This window comes from Halobacillus ihumii (genome assembly GCF_902726645.1).
Taxonomy (GTDB): domain Bacteria; phylum Bacillota; class Bacilli; order Bacillales; family Halobacillaceae; genus Halobacillus_A; species Halobacillus_A ihumii.
Map to the genome: position 1 here is coordinate 1,425,011 of NZ_CACVAO010000001.1, position 18,127 is coordinate 1,443,137.

The window sequence follows — 18,127 nt, forward strand, 5'->3', positions numbered from 1 at the left end:
AATAGTTATTCAATTCCCTATATTTACTAACGGATCTTTATAACCTTTGGGATGCTTCTGATGCCATTCCCAGGCTGTTCTGATGATTTCTGTCATAGAGACAAATTCTGGCTGCCACCCAAGAACTTCTTGGACTTTCTTAGAAGAAGCAACTAACCGTGCGGGATCACCTGCACGTCTTGCTGCCATTTGAACTGGTATTTCATGACCAGTTACTTCTCTAGCGGCTTCAACCATTTCTTTCACAGAGAAACCTTGTCCATTACCTAAGTTAAATACGGAAGAAGTGTTAGCTTCTGAAAGATGATCTAAAGCAAGAAGGTGTGCTTTGACTAGATCCACAACATGTATGTAGTCACGAATACACGTTCCATCTGGCGTATCATAGTCATCTCCGAATATTGAAATATGATCGCGCTGTCCTAGTGCTACTTGAAGAATAATTGGAACAAGGTGAGATTCTGGCTGATGATCTTCCCCAATATCTAAATCAGGATGGCATCCCGCAACGTTAAAATATCGCAATGATACATACTTAATGCCGTGAGCATGTTCAGACCAATGCAACATTTTTTCAACTGCTAATTTGGTCTGACCATATGGATTTGTTGGGTTTGTAGGTGCAGTTTCCGCAATTGGAATTTGCTCAGGCTCCCCATAGGTAGCTGCAGTTGATGAAAATACAAATTTGTCTACATTGTATTCTGCCATTACTTTCAAGAGAGTCATTGTACCAAAAACATTATTTCCATAATATTTTAGCGGATCTTCTATACTCTCTCCAACTAATGAGTTAGCTGCAAAGTGCATGACTGCATCAACCGAATGTTTATCAAAAACCTTACGTACTTCATCAATATCTCTTAAATCAGCTTTCTCGAACACAGCAGAATCCACAACTGCATCCCTATGACCCGTTTCTAAATTATCTAAAACGATAACATTGTGATCAGCTTTTACGAGTTCAGCCACCGCATGACTACCGATATATCCGGCTCCACCAGCTACTAAAACATTCACCTTAACACCTCCTCTAAAATTAAGCTCTCTGAGCTAGAAACCATGGATTCCGAAGCACTTCTTTATTATAAGTTAGTGGCACTTCTTCATTAGCTACTTCTACTTTCCCACCAGATAACTCAACGATCGCTTGTCCAGCACCAGTATCCCACTCCATTGTCGGCGCAAAACGAGGATAATAATCTGCTTTCCCTTCTGCCACGAGGCAAAGCTTTAAAGAACTTCCAGCTGATACGGTCTCCACTTCGTCATGCGTTTCCTTTAATTGATTAATAAATGCCTCCGTCTCCTCTGACATATGAGAACGACTAGCCACTACACTTGCAACTCCAGGCTTGCTGCTTAATAATGGCAACCTCTCCGCTCCAACAAGCTCCTCACCAGTAGATTCTAATACAGCGGAAATCTTGTAGGCCCCTCTCTCTTCATCAGCAACATAAAGGTCATCAAGGGCCGGAGCATACACCACACCTAATACTGGCTTACCATCTCGGATTAGGGCAATATTAACAGTGAATTCACCATTCTTTTTAATAAATTCCTTCGTACCATCAATAGGATCGACTAACCAGAATTCCTTCCATAATTTGCGCTCTTCATAAGGAAGATGTGCACCTTCTTCACTAAGGATTGGAACTTCAGGATAGTTTTCTTGTAAAACTTCCTTGATAATTTCATGTGAACGCTGATCCGCTATCGTAAGTGGAGATTCATCTTCTTTATATTCCACGTCAAAATCAGTTTCGTATATATTCATGATTTCTTTTCCAGCATCTAATGCTGCTTGAATAACTATCTTTTTCATCTTTATACCTCCCCTAGAGACCTTCCTTAATCTACTAAGATGATTTAAATATATTTGTTTTCTAGCAAGTAATTAACAACTTGTTTAACAGAATCTTCAAGTGAATGCTGATCTGTCTCAACTGTGATCTCAGGGGAATGAGGTTCTTCGTATGGGGCATCAATTCCAGTAAACCCTTTGATTTCACCCGCACGGGCCTTTTTATAAAGACCTTTAGGATCACGTTCTTCAGCTTCTTCTAAAGAGCATTTTGTATAGACTTCGATAAAATCTCCGTCTTCAAATAATTCTCGAACGTTACCACGATCTTCACGGTACGGTGAAATAAATGCAGTTAATGTAACTAAACCGGCATCGTTCATGAGTTTGGCTACTTCACCAATTCGACGAATATTTTCTGTACGATCCTCAGGACTGAATCCTAAATTTTTGTTTAAACCATGACGGACATTATCTCCGTCTAACCGATAAGAGTGAACACCTAACTCATATAGAGCCTTCTCGACTTCAACAGAAAGAGTAGATTTACCTGAGCCAGACAAACCTGTAAACCAGAGAACAGGGCTCTTATGTTTCTTTTGATTTTGTCGCTCTTCTTTTGCCACTTTTGAATCGTGCCATGTAATATTAGTAGACTTCATTCGTATTTCCTCCTAAGCAAATTGAAAATATATAATAGATATGGTGATAATCATTACTATAAATGTTAAAGGTAAACCCGCGCGTATATAATCTTTGAAATTATATCCCCCAGGACCGTAAACTATTAAATTTGTTTGATAACCGATAGGAGATAAAAAACTAGAAGACGCAGCGATAGCAACTAAGATCGCCATCCCCATCGGATCTATCCCTGAATCCATTGCCACTTCATAGGCAATCGGGAACATTATGACAGCCGCTGCATTATTCGTAATTAACTCCGTAAACAAATTCGTCATAATATAAATGGACGCCAGAATGGCCAAAATCCCAAAGGGTGCTAAACTTGCAACCAGATTATTAGCAAGCCAATCTGCTGTGCCTGTTTGTATTATCACATTTCCTATTCCTAAAGCACTGGCAATGAGTAATAAAACTTGAAACTGAACTGTAGCTTTAGCTTCCCTCGGAGAAATCATCTTTGTTAAAAGTAAGATTCCAACTGTAATCACCATTGCTTTAAAAATCGAAAGTATTTGAAATGTCACAAGAGCGATCATAACTCCCAGTAATGCTAAAGCAAACCAACCTTTTGATTCATTCTTATTAAAAGGAGCATTGTCTACGTGTGACGTTACATAGAAGTCACGTTGATCTCTACTTTTCTTATCAAAACCTGACCCTGAAACAATCAGTAATAGATCTCCTGCTCTAGGAGTAATATCTCCTATTTTTCCTTCCACCCGTTCATCATTTCTATGAACTGCCATTACGGCGGCATCATAAGTTTCCCTAAAGTTGCTCTGTTTGATCGTTTGACCTACTAATGCCGATTGATGTGAAACTACTATCTCTTGCAGTTTCGTATTACCATTTCTTAAATCATCTAAGGATAAATCTGTTCCTGTATCAAGTTGAAGGCCTTTCCTCTTTTGAAGATCAGCTATAGTCGATATCATACCCGTGAATATTAGACGATCCCCTTTTTGGATTAACGTTTCTTTTGTGACAGGGGAGATTTTCTTGGTTCCTCTAATAATTTCAATTAGGTATAATCCTTTTAGGTTTCGGAGTGAAGCTTCTTCTACAGACTGGTTTATGTAAGGGAAACTATCTAACACAACCATCTCGCTTAAGTAGTCCTTTGTATTCTCACTCACCTTATCCATAAGACTTCTATGATTTGGCAAAACTTTAGGACCGAAAATAATTAGATAAATAAGTCCAACAATAGTAATAGGAATCCCTACAATAGCTAGTTGAAAAAAGGAGAAACCATCCTTACCAAAATCAAGTAACAAGCCGTGGATCAATAGATTAGTAGAAGTACCCATCAACGTAATGGTTCCACCTAGGATAGCTGCGTAGGAAACTGGAAGCAGAAACTTAGATGGTGCAAATCCTCTGTCTGACGCCCACTTTCTTACTATAGGAGTTAAAGTAACCACTATAGGTGTATTATTCATAAATGCTGAAGTTGCGGATATAGGTATAAGCAGCCTTCCTAATGCTCCACGGTGGGTTGTCGACTTAGCTAGAAAAGAGGAAATAAACTTTTCAACCACTCCACTTTTTTCAATAACCCCTGCTACAATGAATAGTAATGCTATAGTTAACATTCCTTGGTTTGAAAAACCTATAAGTGCTTGTTCAGTATTAACATACCCGAACATAATAAAAATAAATAAGGTAGTAAAAACAAGTAAGTCTGGACGTGCAATTTCAAAAAATAACCCGATAAGCATAAGAATTATCATGATTACCACGATAATCATTTCGTGAGTCATATTAGTCATCCTTATTAAGAAGATACACAAGGCTCCCACTTTTCATTAGAAAAACCATGCAAGTGTTAGATAGAAGTCAAAGAAAGCTTAAATATAGCTTGAACAGAGATATTACAAAAAGTATTTAAGTAATAATCTGTTAGAAATATATTTTTTAATTGATTCTTTCTTGTTTGGTAAAACATAGGATTTAGCATCCATGAACTTGTAATTATACTTAGATATAACTTGGCTAAATAGTTTATTAACTAACTCAATTTCTATAGGATAAATATTTTTTTTGAAGTTTCCTATTGATTTACTAGAAATACCTTTAAACTTTTTTGAAGTTGTACTGTTACCCTGCCATATCTCCCCATCGGACGTAGGTATAAAAAGAATTTCCTCTTCATCTATTTGTAAAAACTTTGCCATTAAACTTATTGTTTTATCTGGATCTTCAACTAAATCTTCATACTTTATAATTAAATAATCATCTCTAATTATTTTTTTATTTTTATCTAGAAAATAATATGTGTTGTATAAGCTTCTTACTATGGGCTTTAGAGATGGGTATTTGTTATTATAAGTTTTGAACTTTCGGATCGATACTATATTTGAGTATGGATTTCTTACAATATGAATAAACTTTGCTCTAGGATAAAGAGCTTTTAAGTTCAAAGCAAACTCAGCATTTTCCACTGACTTTTCAATTATTCTTTTTTCATAGGTCATTTCCTTACCATATAATGAAAAATACATAGATCTTACAAAGAGTTCTATTATTTCTTTTTCATTGCGGATATCATTGAATTCTTGCCAAATATATTCTTTTAAGCTTTCTATATTCCATTTGCCTCTTGTATCACTATCAGAAAAAATTTCATAGTTTTTATTAGAATAATCAATCCAGTCAATAAAGTTATTAAATATTTCTTCTTTTGAAATATTTCCCTCAGGCATCTGCCTTCTTATTCCATAATCAATCCAATCCCCTAAATGCTGAAAAAAGTGTGCTTCTATAGGAATAACGAATAACCCAGGATGCCCGTCGAATAGACTTCTTAATAAACTTGTCCCAGATTTGTGTGCTCCTAATATGAAAACGGGTTCCTGATTCATGTGGAATCTCTCCTCAGTTTTGTTTAAATTTTTTAGGAAAAATATTTTTAATTACCATTTTGTCATCGTTAGATAAAGCGAACTTTATATACAATAGGATGAAGGTAAATATATATACTGTAGTGAAAATGATAAGTTCAAATAGCCAGTAAGTATTAAGTGTGTACTTTAGACCCAAGACAAATATAAAAACTATACTTACAATAGCCATGATTTTTACATAACCTGAATTATATGGATGTATTCTATAGTTTCTATATACTATTAATAACTTTATGATATTACCAATAGAAACGGCAACTAATGAAGCAATGGCAGCACCATTAATTCCATAAATGGGGATTAACCATAAATTTAGGCAAATATTCAATATTGCCATAAATAAACTATTATAAAGCTCATAATGTCCCTTATCAGTCATAATAATAATATAGCCGGCAGAGCCTACAGCAGAATTAATTACTTGACCACTTGAAATCAAAATTAGGGCAACTGAGCCAGTAACAAATTCTATCCCAAACAAGTGCATTATTTGATTGCTAAGAAGTGAGATTAAAGAAAAGAAAACCAAGTTAACAGTCAATATCCATTTTGTAATTATTTTATAATAATATTCTATTGACTTAATATCGCTCTTAGAGTAAAGCGTTGATATTAGTGGTGCAAACATAGTATTGAACGCTATAAGAATAAAGCTACTCATTGTGCCTATTCTTAAGGCAATATTATATATTCCCACGTCATCCTCTTGCAGAAAGTACCCTATCATAAACACATCAGATTGGTTTATTATAAATACTAAACTAGGAGTAATAATTAAAGGTAAGGAAAAAAGGAATATTTTTTTATATTCGCCACTATAACTAAACTTTAATCCAGAAATAGTCTTAGCTTTAAATAATGATTGTAATAATATAAATATTCCTATAAATGTACTAAGTAGAAAAGCCACTACAATCCCTTGGATCTCTAATCCTAAAAAAAAGCATAGGAGAAACAAAATTATTTTTAAGGAGGGAATAATAAAATTTTCAACGATTACAACTTTTTCCACCCTATCTATCCCTCTGAAGACTCCTTTTAGTAATTCTTGTAACGACAGCAAAACTATAAGTGGAGCCATCAAAATGAGCATTCTTCCTAAATGTGAGTTGTTTAAAATGACCTCAGCCCACCATTCATTGTAAATGATAACCACTAATGAGAATAAAGAACTCAATATAAACACACATAGGAGGGAAAAAGCGATAGTACTATTTCTTTCATTTATTTTATTCAATAAACTTAACCTAGGTATCATAGCTATAAGACCTTGATCAAGTCCTAATTTTAGAATCATAGGAATAAAGCTTATAATGGTAAAAACGAACATGAATTCTCCATATGTATTAGCACCTAAATATCTAGCTGCTATGAAATTAAATATCAAACCAAGGAACACTCCAAAAATTCTTCCAATGAATACTAACCCTGACTTTTTGACCAAGTCAAACAAATTATTTTGCACTAATTATCTTCCTCTTTTATCTTAATAAATGGAGACACTTTTTATTTAATGCGAACAGTAATCAATATCTACTCCTTAAGATTTATTTAGTAAAACATGTTATTCTTAACTAATTAAGGTGAAGTAATTTTAAGCCAAACAAAAACATCTTCTTGATCCCTATTTAACTTGGTTACCCTGAATTTATGATAGCATTTAGTTCTTTTTCTATGGTAGCTGTTAAACCGCTTTGAGTAATTATATTTTCTGAAGCAGACTTTGAAATTCTTATGAATTTTTCAGGATTATTATATAAATTTAATATTGAGTCTGCCATTTGTTTTGAGTTATTGCCTAATATTCCAGTCTCATTTTGCTTAACAAACTCCGGTATAGCCGTATTATTCGAGGTAATTGGTACTAAACCACTAGACATTGCTTCACACATAGACACACCTTGCGAATCTTGGCGTGTTGGACAAATAAATAATCCATATTCTTTATGCAATTTAGATATTTCACCTTGAGAAAGAAAAGTATTATGCATTTTAACATTACTGAATTTTGTTAAACTCTTTTGAATTTTATTAAAATGCTTACCTTTTCCATATAAAGCAAACTCTAAGTCTTGAAATTCTGTATGATTACTTAATAATTTTATAACTTTTGCAGTAATATCATTTGCATATTTTTTACTTTGGAAAGTCCTTATAGAAAGTATTTTCTTTCTTTGCTCTGTGCTTTTTTCAACATAATTATATAGATCACCATTTATATAATTATGAATAATATATGTTTTACTAAATTTTGTTTTAATATCTTTTTCAGCAGTATTCTTTATCCATTTAGATACAAAAATATATGTGACATTTAATTTTGTATTCTCATTGAATCTCTTATAAGCTCTTAGCAATTTTATATTATCTTTTATATACTTCAAGAATTTGATATCTTCAAAATCAAATAATCGCCTTTCCCAACTAGTTGCTTCGTATAAATGTACCCATATTAGTACAGGAATGTTTTTCCTCATTTGACTCAAAGCATATATTGTTGGTTCCAGTAAAAAATGAACTAAAACCCGATGAATGATGTTTTTTTCTAAAAAATTATTAAAGGCCTCCGTGTTACCTTCATAAACATTAACTCCTTCAAATGTGTAACTTTCAACTGAAGGCTTGTTATTATCTAATACCCAAACATCGGTGTTATACCCCTTTTTAATATACTCGGTTACACGTTGGTGTACAAACCCACTTCTATATAAATTACCTTTTTTAGGGTATTGATGAGTAAGTATTATAAAATTCATTTTTGATCCTCCTCACGACTTTAATTTCAGTATCTCGTTCATCATTATCTGAACCTTTTCCTAAACAAATTTAGGGGTATAACACACTTTATTAGACCCTTAATCAGTACAATTAAACTAATTGAATCTTTTTGAAATGCTTTTAAATAATAATATAATGCTTTTCTTCTCTTATGATTAATAATTAGTGCAGAAGAAACATAGTTAGCTAAAAAGGCGTAATAAGATTGCTCTGACAATTGATCACTTACTTTATTTAACCACTCTAATGATAGTTTGTATTTACTGTTGTTTGCGATACGGTCGCCTCTTTCATCAACATTATAAATTGAGAGTGGCTCTGATAAAGAAATAAATTTTGCTCCTTGTTGCTGAAGCCTTAAACAAAAATCCCAATCTTGATGTTTCTTGATATTTAATCCAAACAGCACTCTTTTCCCCAGTTCGCTTGGAAACATATATGTGCTTGTTTGAACACAATTTCCACCTAAAAGTATATAGTCCATTATATCTTCAGAATCCTTTATAGGGTTATTCATAGAGAATTTTTCCACTTCATTGCGTTTAAATATAACATCGGTAAAACATAAAAAACTTTCTTCTTTATACTGATCTATAAAACTTAACTGTGATTCAAGTTTATTAGGTACCCATTCATCATCTGAATCTAATAAGGCAATAAATTTACCTTTACTTTGTTTAATACCAATATTTCTTGGTTTTGTACCTTTACTGTTATTTTCTAATCGGATATATCTTATTCGTTCATCTTTATAACTTGAAACAACTTCACTAGTATTGTCCTGTGATGCATCGTCAACAATTAATAATTCAAAATTTGTGTATGTTTGATTTAAGACACTCTTAATGGTCCTGTCAATTAAGTGACCGCGATTGTAAGTCGGTATTACTATGGTTACTAAAACTCTGCTAATGTGATTCATCGAACTACATACTCCTTATTTAAGTTTATTCTCCTCACAGTGGTAATGTATTTCAATTTTGGAACTTAATTTTGTAAAAAGAAATTAAATTTATTTGTATATTAACCCAAGCAAGGACTGCAATAATTCTTGACTAATGTAGTTATTTTATATTTCCCCTTTTTCCGAAACAAATCAGTTGTACAGGTTATCTAAATTATCTATCATGTTTTTTATAGTAAATGTTGTTTCAAATAAAAACCTACTATTCTTTTTCATTTTGGTATGCGTTTCCGTATTGGTTAGCAAATGCAAGATTAATTCTGAAGCTTTTTTATAGTCGCCAGGGTCAAATAAGAAACCATTATGATTATTAACAATAACTTCGTTATTGCCAATAACATCCGTCCCTACAATCGGAAGTTTATATTTCAAAGCTTCAATTAGTGAATAAGGCATTCCCTCATACAGTGAAGTAGAAAGGTAGATATCAAATAAATTTAAGTACTCGTCAACAGAGCTTTTATAGCCCGGAAGTAATAATATGTTCTGTAAGTTATTATTTTTAATAAACTCCTCTAATTCTGGTCTTAAGGATCCCTCTCCTATGAAAATAAATTTAACTGAAGACAATTGCAAAGAAACTTCTTTTGCAATTTGTGCAAAGGTTAACGGGTCTTTTTGGCTCTCTAACCTGCCTACAACTCCAATTATAATACCTTTATTTTTTGACTTATTTGTTTTCACAACTTCAGATTTAATATTATTATCAATTCCATTATAAATTACGTTAAATTTGTCAGGGTTATCAAGTTTATTATCCAAGGCAAATTTTTTTTCTCCATTTGATACATTAATTGTACTCGTTGTGAAAAACCTGCTCATAAATTTCTCTATAATCTTATATAGAGTATTCTTTATAGGTTTAATATTTGAATCTTGCATTACATAAGCGTGAGGGGTATAGAATATTTTATTTACACCTGCCAACTTAGCACTAACCCTTCCCAGTACACCTGCTTTAGAACTATGACAATGTACAATATCGGGTTGAATTTTATTGATTATTGAAAATATATTTTTAAGTGCAAAAACATCCTTATAAGATATTTGTCTGTTAAAATTCTCCACTTCATATAGTGAGATATTTCTATTTTTTTTATACTCAACTATTTTTTCTTTAAAACTTTTATCTGCTCTATCTAAATTGTAGATTAAAAAAATATCGTATTTGTTAGTGTCAATATTATCAATTAAATCTATAATATGTTTACTTACACCACCGCCCAAAGCCTCAGATATGTGTACAAGTTTTTTTTTCACCTTTTAATACCTCCTAGTCATAAAGCTATTAATTCTAAAGATTATAATTTAGTTTGATAGGGCAGTACTCCGTAATGACCAAGTATGATCTTTCCAATAATAAATATTGAAAATGCAATCACTAATATTACATCTAAAATCCACCTATCCTTTTTCCTTACTAATAATAATAACTGCGGTAGCAATAAAATTTGTGCTATTTGAAAGTAACTAGCTACTCGATAGAATAGTAGATACTCTGTGGAAATTACCAACAATAAAAAATAAGCAAAAAATAAATTAATTAAAAACTTATTAAAAAAGTTTAATTTAATCAACCTGTAGTAATTTATGATAATAAACAACATTAAAAGAAAAGGAAGTAATAGGTTTATTAACTCTATACCTTCAGCTATAAATATTTGTTCTTTATACATCAAATACTTTTCAGGTAATATATTAAACAAGGAAGCAATTATTACATTAGATAATGAGGTATTAATTAATGTTATAACAATCAACGATAATATAAAAAACAAAATCGGTGAAATTACTATATAATAAAGAATTATGAATGAAAATGCTAGCAAAGCACTCCTATGTATTAAAAATAACAAAAAAACAATTGCTGAAAACTTCAGGAATTTTTTATCCCTAATTAAGGTTAAAGATAGGAATAAAACAGAGACAACTATGGACTGCCTAATAGTATTGAATGTCGAAAAGTATATTCCAGTTGTTACATAAAAATAGAATACTGATATTGGATCTTTGCTAAGAACGATAGATCCCTTTATAAAATTGAAATTAATAATTATAGCAACGATTATTAAGAAAGACTGAAAGTTTAAACCTAATATATTAAAGAATTTATTTATATATAAATATCCAATTTCCACAAAATCACTGCTATAGGTAATATGTGGTGAACTGTTAAAAATATTCAGGTATAATTCGAAATCAGTCCCTACATCCCATCTAAACCCCTGGATTGCTGCTAATATAAGAAACGATATAAATAATAAAGGTTTTATCATTTTTCCTGAAATAGCTCTTCTTAATAAGTAGATAAGGGATAGAAACAATATTGAAATAGTATACACAAACAAAGTAAACACCCAACCTAAGTTTCACCAAATTAATGGTTTCACATAATTTAGAATTAAAAACTTTAAACGTTCTTTCTTGAACCTTACAATTCCTAATGGATTGATTTTATAAAAGGTAGATTTTTTATAGGCTTTATAATTGTTTGCTATCACACAATTGGAAAAGTAAAACTCGCTAATAATTAATTTAAGCTCCACTTGATTGAAATATTGGCTTGAGTCATTTTCTTTTATTATTTTTAATAGCCACTCTTCTTTTTCTTCTAAACTAAAATTAAAATTTATTATTTTGTTTGCCATTGAGATCTCTGTATGAACGTTTAACTCTTCTGAATTGAAGTTAATATCCATCAGCTGTAATCCTTGTCTATAAACTTCTTTTTGTGATTGTATTAGAGTTTGTAATCTATCCCTCGATTTTGAAGTAATGCTGGTATTACTCATTCGATAGTGTATTAACCGTTCCTTCATCACCTCAATATTGTTTTTGTCTGCAAGTAACTGCCAAAAACCAAAGTCTTCACACATTATATGATCGTCATTATAGAACGCTTTGTCTGTTTCTATTATAGACTTCCTAAACATAACACTAGGATGGAAAATTCTATTTTGGAATAAAAGTTCACATTTTATAGCATCAACACCTTTATTATAAGATGTATGTTTTTTTATCCATGGGTATTTATCGGAAAACATTATAGCATTAGAAGCAACAATAGAAATATCCAAATTCTCTTTCAAGAAATTCACTTGTTTTTCAATTCTTAACTTTGTTGATATATCGTCGGCATCCATTCTTGCAATATAAGTTCCTTTAGATAATTCCAATCCTATATTAAGTGTTTTTATTAACCCTTTATTACCATCATTATTATATACCATTATTCTGTCATCTTTAAATTTGTTTATAATATTTATACTTTCATCTGTAGAACCATCATTAATTAATATTAATTCAAAATTTTTATAGGTTTGGTTTAAAATACTCTTTATGGATTCATCCAGGTATTCTTCTGAATTATATACTGGCATAATAATAGAAACTAAAGGTTCAAACAAAAAAAAACTCCCGTCCATATCTTTAAGTTTTAAAAAGCATCTTTTGATCCAAATAAGACAAATATTGTTTTAAATATAAGTTTAATATCTAACAAGATATCTCTATTATTAATATATTTTAAGTCTAACTCTATCCATTCTGAAAATGATAGGTTACTTCTTCCACTCACTTGCCAATAACAAGTTAAACCTGGAGTAACTTGCAATCTTTGTTTTTGATAACTATTATATAAATCCACTTCTAGCGGGAGAGGAGGCCTGGGGCCAACAAGACTCATTTCTCCTTTCAGCACGTTAATAAGTTGGGGCAACTCATCGATGCTAGTCCTTCTAATGAACTTACCTATCTTAGTAATCCTAGGATCTTCTCTCATTTTAAAAACTGGTCCTGTAGCTTCATTTTTAATCATTAGTTTTTCCTTTAATTCTTCTGCATTTGAAACCATAGAACGAAATTTATACATTTTAAAGTCCCTACCATTTTTGCCAACGCGAATTTGGCTAAACAGAACTGGACCTTGAAAATCATCTAACTTTATTAATAAAGCAATCAGAACGAAAATAGGACTCAGGCAAATAATACCTAGAGTAGCTCCTACTATATCCATTAGTCGCTTTATAAACAAGTAAGCAACACTATCATTTACATTAACAACTTCAAATGAAACGTGGCTTGTACTATTACCCGACATTCCCTCTTTGGTATTTAAATGCCCCATCATACCACCTACTTTCATATATTTAATTTTTCCCGATTATAATGAATGGAAGGTCGACCTACTGAATGATATTCCACTTTCTGACCTCTCATTTTTTCTAAACTAAAACAGTTCCTCCCGTCAATCACTAGAGGATAATTCATGGTATTAAATAGGTTTAATTTAATATTTTTAATATCTTCCCACTCAGTAAGTATTAAAGTTGCATCACTATTCTCCAGAGCTTCTTCTATAGTTTTAGCATAAACCATTTCATGGCGAAGATATGATTTTGCATTTTCCATGGCTATTGGATCATAACCTATTACCTCTGCCCCCTCATCTATTAAACGTTTTGTTACTACAATTGAAGCTGCTTCTCGCATATCATCTGTATTTGGTTTAAAAGCTAAGCCTAATACTGCAATTCTTTTCCCTTTTAAGTTAGGTATTCTATCCAACAGTTTATCTATCAATAAACATTGTTGTTTTTGATTAACATTTACTACACCCTTCAGTAGTTCGAAATCATAATGCACATTTCCAGCTATTTGAATTAGAGCCTTCGTATCTTTTGGGAAGCAAGATCCACCATAGCCTATACCAGCATTTAAGAATTCGGAACCAATTCTCTTATCCATCCCCATACCGCTTGCTACATCCTCAACATTTGCATTTAGGCGGTCACATATATTAGAAATTTCATTAATGAAGCTTATTTTAGTAGCAAGAAATGCATTTGAAGCATATTTAATCATTTCAGCACTCTTAATGTCGGTTCTGAAAACCGGTACTTCAAAAGGTGTGTTAATTTGTTCTACTACATCCCCGGCTTTCTCATTATCCGCCCCTATAACGATTCTATCTCCATTGAAGGAGTCATGTATTGCTGATCCTTCCTTAAGGAATTCAGGATTGGAAACCACATTTACTTTTACATCATTCTTTAAGTTGCGGTTCAGAATATCCTTAATTTTATGGTTTGTCCCAACTGGAACAGTACTTTTTGTGACTACTACTGTGTCTCTTCTAATTTGTGTAGCGATGTTTATTGCAACTTCTTCAACATATGTTAGATCAGCGGACCCATCATCTTTTTCAGGAGTGCCGACAGCTATGTAGATAGCTTCTGCATTATTAAAACCTTTAGTATGATCGGTTGTAAAAAAAAGTCGGTTCTCTTCAATATTTTTTAACATAAGTTCACTTAAGCCCGGTTCATAGATTGGTGAAATACCCTGCCTCATTTTTGTTATTTTTGCTTCGTTAATATCAATACACGTCACTGTGTGTCCAATTTCAGAAAGGCTAACACCTGTAACCAGTCCGACATAACCTGTACCTACAACAGCTATATTCACGTTACTACCTCCAAAAGGATTCTAGTTGTTAACTTTTTGTCGGATTAAATTCCTTATTAATTCTTCTATTTCAGACCCAATTTCTTCGTTCTTCAGAGCAAATTCAATCGTCGTCTTAATAAACCCAAACTTCTCTCCAACATCATAACGTTTACCTTCAAAATCATAGGCATAAACATTCTGCAACTCATTCAACTCTTGAATCGCATCCGTCAATTGAATTTCTCCACCAGCACCCGTCTTCTGTTGATCTAAGAAGTTAAAGATATCTGGGCTCAGTACATAACGCCCCATAATTGCTAAATTAGAAGGGGCCGTACCCTGCTTAGGTTTTTCAACAAAATGATTAACTTGATAACGACGGCCTTCAATCGATTTAGGATCAACAATCCCATAACGATGAGTTTCGTCATCAGCTACCTGTTGGACTCCAATCACAGATGACTCTGTTTCATCGTATTGGTTGATCAACTGTTTAAGACATGGCGTATCAGCCTCAACAATGTCATCACCTAATAAAACTGCAAAAGGTTCATTTCCAATGAAATTCCGCGCAGACCATACAGCATGACCTAAACCTTTAGGTTCTTTCTGCCGAATATAGTGAATATCAACGTTCGAAGTTTCCCTTACTTTATCAAGGAGCTCAAACTTTTCTTTTTTCATTAAATTATCTTCAAGTTCAAAGTTATTATCAAAATGATCCTCTATCGCACGCTTACCTTTACCGGTCACAATAATAATATCTTCAATGCCTGAAGCAATGGCTTCCTCTACTATGTATTGAATCGTTGGCTTGTCAACAATCGGAAGCATTTCCTTAGGCATTGCTTTTGTAGCTGGAAGAAATCTTGTTCCTAAACCAGCCGCTGGTATAATTGCTTTTTTTATTTTTCCCATTTAATACACTACCTTTCCTATCCTATAAATTTATTTATCTTAAAGTAACCCTAAAAATTTCTTCTTTTTCACATGCTGGGGTACTTCCGAAGCAAGAGCTTGTCCTTCAGCAACATACTCCGCATTTTCCGCAAATAAATAAACCATGGACTGACCATAGTTTTTTCGTAACTCCCTATAGGCATCCTTCATACAAAACCCTCTTGAAGTGGTGTTATGAGCATCAGATGCAATAAGGTGGGTCAAGTTCGCTTCGATTAATTTGTGAGTGAATTTCTGGATGTTCTTTCCGAAACGTCCGCTTAGGCTGGCTGCTGTGATCTGAGTGTATGCACCTTTTTTAACTAGGTTGTAGAGTGTGTCAGGATGCTGGATAATATGTCGATTTCGTTCAGGGTGGACGATAATGGGCTGATAACCTTCAACTTGCATGTCGAATAATAGTTTACTAGCATATCTCGGAACGGTATCCGAGGGAAATTCGACAAAAACGTAGTTTCCTGTTTTGTTTAATGTGAGGATTTCATCGTTTCTGAGTCCCTCTAACATGTCTCCATGGATTCGTGTTTCTTGTCCTGGTAAGACGGTTAATGGAATCTCATAATCTGACAAATGTCGATTGAGCTCAGCCACTTGGATCGTGATGTTGTTCTTGTAGTTATTGTAGGTCCCGTTCTGGTGGTGAGGTGTAGCGATAATCGTATGTATGCCGTCAGCTACTGCTGCTTGGGCCATCTTGATGCTTTCTTCAATGGACTGAGCACCGTCATCAACACCGGGGAGTATATGGCTGTGGATATCAATCAATAGTCCCTCTCCTCTCTAGTACTTATAATGTATATTTTGTTTACATCTTTAATTACTTTGTATTAAAGATATTATAGCAGAATTCCTTCGGGTCATGAAGGGGCTATTTGGAGAAAATTCCTAGATCGCTAACAATTTTAGGGAAAAATGCAATGATACCAACGGTGCATATGTCGAATTTCGTCGGAAACTTTTTTCCTAGGACTTTTCTAGTATGCGCTTACATTATAAATAGATTACTAATAATCCCTCACATCCGATTAGAATACTAGCAAATTGTTAATTACATATTACACTCATGTTTCATTCTATTTAATTTTTTATGATTCATTATTTACCGACAGATCTCGCACTTCTACCAAAGCAAAAACATACATTTCTTCGGATTATTTTGTGCTTTTTCCTAAAGAATTGATCGTGCCGTCCGATACCATACATACACAGTAAAAAGAGACCCCTGAGAGAGGTCTCTTTTCTATGCGTGAATTAGAAGATCCCTAATACCTTTTTCTTTTTCACTCTCTGCGGGGGTGCGGTTGCTAAGGCCTGGCCCTCCACAACATACTGTGCATTTTCCGAGAAGTAGTAGACCATCGATTGATCGTAGTGCTTTTTAATCTCCCGGTAGCCATCCTTGAGATTAAGTTCTTGGTGCTTCTGTGCACCTGACGCAACCAGGTGCACTAAGTTTGCATCGATCAATTGATGGGATAACTTCTTGACTTTACTGCCGTGCTTCCCTAGTAAGCTGCCAGCTGTAATTTGAACAAATGCCCCATTTTTTACGAGGGAATAGAGCAGGTTCGGCTGCTCGATGATTTGTTCGTTCCGTTCGGGATGCACGATAATTGGCTGATACCCTTCTACCTGCATGTTGAATAAGAGGGTATTCAAGTATCCCGGCACGTGGTCGCGAGGCAGTTCGATCAATACATAATCCCGTTCATTGACGGTTAAGATCTCGTCTTTCTGGAACGCCTGCCCTAGATCTTCATATGCGCGTGTTTCCTGTCCGGGTAGAACCGTCAGCGGAATATCGCGTTCCTCTAATTCCCGATTCAATTCCCTGACTTGAGTCAGAATAGTGTTCTTATCATTAACATGACTCCCATTGTTATGATGCGGAGCCGCTACGACTGTCTGTATCCCATCCTTTACGGCTTTCTCTGTCATTTTTATACTATGTTCCATCGTCGAAGGTCCCTCGTCAACGCTTGGAAGAATATGAGTGTGAATATCTATCATTTGCTAACATCATCTCCCCTTAGAAATTCTATACCTATTTTATTTATCTAGTAAGCTCGTAATGTTTTATATGTCTAACCATTACACTCCAGACCTATTACTCCATCCATTACCTTTATTTCTACCTGAGCAAACACCGGCATCTTCTCACCGCTTAGGAAATATGCACCATTTTGAAATTGAGATTCTTACAATAAAAAAAGAAGCAATCCCATACAGGTTGCTTTCTACCCTTCCATATCTTGATTCCGCTTTAAATATTCACGAAACTTTTCTTTCGATACTCCCAACCTCTGTGCCTCTTGGATTAAATTTTTCCAACCTTCATCAAGGAAGTCTTCATTCGTTTCCCCATAAAGCAGATAATTGAGGGATACATCAAGTTCTTTAGCGACCCTCTCTAAAAACTGAATAGTAGGGTTCGTTTGTCTGTTTCGTTCTATTGAGCTTACATAAGATTTGGCGAATCCCGACCGCTCTGCTAGTTCGGAAAGAGTCATCTTCCTCTTTTTCCTAATTTCTTTGATGTGTTCACCAATCACTTTCTGGGACCTCCTTTGTTAATAGGTA

General features: G+C 33.6%; 17 protein-coding genes. All 17 read right to left on the bottom strand.

The features are described 5' to 3' along the window. Window positions 1–9: 9 nt before the first annotated feature. Window positions 10–1,020, bottom strand: a complete 1,011-nt coding sequence (gene galE, locus G6R08_RS07225; protein ID WP_163527363.1) for a UDP-glucose 4-epimerase GalE — start codon at window positions 1,018–1,020, stop codon at window positions 10–12. Between the two features lie 19 nt (window positions 1,021–1,039). Further along, complete coding sequence (gene cysQ, locus G6R08_RS07230; protein ID WP_163527364.1) at window positions 1,040–1,825, bottom strand: 3'(2'),5'-bisphosphate nucleotidase CysQ; 786 nt, start codon at window positions 1,823–1,825, stop codon at window positions 1,040–1,042. A gap of 44 nt (window positions 1,826–1,869) precedes the next feature. Next, the gene (cysC, locus tag G6R08_RS07235; protein WP_163527365.1) at window positions 1,870–2,466 is read right to left on the bottom strand and encodes an adenylyl-sulfate kinase; all 597 of its coding nucleotides are present in this window, start codon (window positions 2,464–2,466) and stop codon (window positions 1,870–1,872) included. A 12-nt stretch (window positions 2,467–2,478) separates the two neighbouring features. After that, window positions 2,479–4,254, bottom strand: coding sequence for an SLC13 family permease (locus G6R08_RS07240; RefSeq protein ID WP_163527366.1), 1,776 nt, complete (start codon window positions 4,252–4,254; stop codon window positions 2,479–2,481). Window positions 4,255–4,365: 111 nt separating this feature from the next. Next, window positions 4,366–5,355: a sulfotransferase family protein gene (locus tag G6R08_RS07245; RefSeq protein ID WP_163527367.1), complete on the bottom strand. Its 990-nt coding sequence runs from the start codon at window positions 5,353–5,355 to the stop codon at window positions 4,366–4,368. A 13-nt stretch (window positions 5,356–5,368) separates the two neighbouring features. Continuing rightward, window positions 5,369–6,862 carry a flippase gene (locus G6R08_RS07250; protein WP_163527368.1) on the bottom strand — a complete coding sequence of 498 codons (1,494 nt, stop codon included), beginning with the start codon at window positions 6,860–6,862 and terminating at the stop codon, window positions 5,369–5,371. A 172-nt stretch (window positions 6,863–7,034) separates the two neighbouring features. After that, window positions 7,035–8,153, bottom strand: a complete 1,119-nt coding sequence (locus G6R08_RS07255) for a glycosyltransferase family 4 protein (protein ID WP_163527369.1) — start codon at window positions 8,151–8,153, stop codon at window positions 7,035–7,037. Window positions 8,154–8,197: 44 nt separating this feature from the next. Then, the gene (locus G6R08_RS07260; RefSeq protein ID WP_163527370.1) at window positions 8,198–9,097 is read right to left on the bottom strand and encodes a glycosyltransferase family 2 protein; all 900 of its coding nucleotides are present in this window, start codon (window positions 9,095–9,097) and stop codon (window positions 8,198–8,200) included. 174 nt (window positions 9,098–9,271) lie between these two features. Beyond that, window positions 9,272–10,399 carry a glycosyltransferase gene (locus G6R08_RS07265; protein WP_163527371.1) on the bottom strand — a complete coding sequence of 376 codons (1,128 nt, stop codon included), beginning with the start codon at window positions 10,397–10,399 and terminating at the stop codon, window positions 9,272–9,274. Window positions 10,400–10,440: 41 nt separating this feature from the next. Then, entirely contained in the window at window positions 10,441–11,415 is a 975-nt protein-coding gene (locus G6R08_RS22435; protein WP_420810418.1) for an EpsG family protein, read from the bottom strand. A 93-nt stretch (window positions 11,416–11,508) separates the two neighbouring features. After that, a complete protein-coding gene (locus tag G6R08_RS07275) occupies window positions 11,509–12,546 on the bottom strand; it encodes a glycosyltransferase family 2 protein (RefSeq protein WP_163527373.1) in 1,038 nt (345 codons plus the stop codon). Window positions 12,547–12,575: 29 nt separating this feature from the next. Then, window positions 12,576–13,238, bottom strand: coding sequence for a sugar transferase (locus G6R08_RS07280; RefSeq protein ID WP_205439460.1), 663 nt, complete (start codon window positions 13,236–13,238; stop codon window positions 12,576–12,578). Between the two features lie 41 nt (window positions 13,239–13,279). Next, entirely contained in the window at window positions 13,280–14,605 is a 1,326-nt protein-coding gene (locus tag G6R08_RS07285) for a UDP-glucose dehydrogenase family protein (RefSeq protein WP_163527375.1), read from the bottom strand. A 21-nt stretch (window positions 14,606–14,626) separates the two neighbouring features. Then, window positions 14,627–15,505: a UTP--glucose-1-phosphate uridylyltransferase GalU gene (gene galU, locus G6R08_RS07290; RefSeq protein ID WP_163527376.1), complete on the bottom strand. Its 879-nt coding sequence runs from the start codon at window positions 15,503–15,505 to the stop codon at window positions 14,627–14,629. A 39-nt stretch (window positions 15,506–15,544) separates the two neighbouring features. Next, entirely contained in the window at window positions 15,545–16,312 is a 768-nt protein-coding gene (locus G6R08_RS07295; protein WP_163527377.1) for a tyrosine-protein phosphatase, read from the bottom strand. A 486-nt stretch (window positions 16,313–16,798) separates the two neighbouring features. Then, complete coding sequence (locus G6R08_RS07300; protein ID WP_163527378.1) at window positions 16,799–17,557, bottom strand: tyrosine-protein phosphatase; 759 nt, start codon at window positions 17,555–17,557, stop codon at window positions 16,799–16,801. A 227-nt stretch (window positions 17,558–17,784) separates the two neighbouring features. Continuing rightward, entirely contained in the window at window positions 17,785–18,099 is a 315-nt protein-coding gene (locus tag G6R08_RS07305) for a helix-turn-helix domain-containing protein (RefSeq protein WP_163527379.1), read from the bottom strand. Window positions 18,100–18,127: the final 28 nt, after the last annotated feature.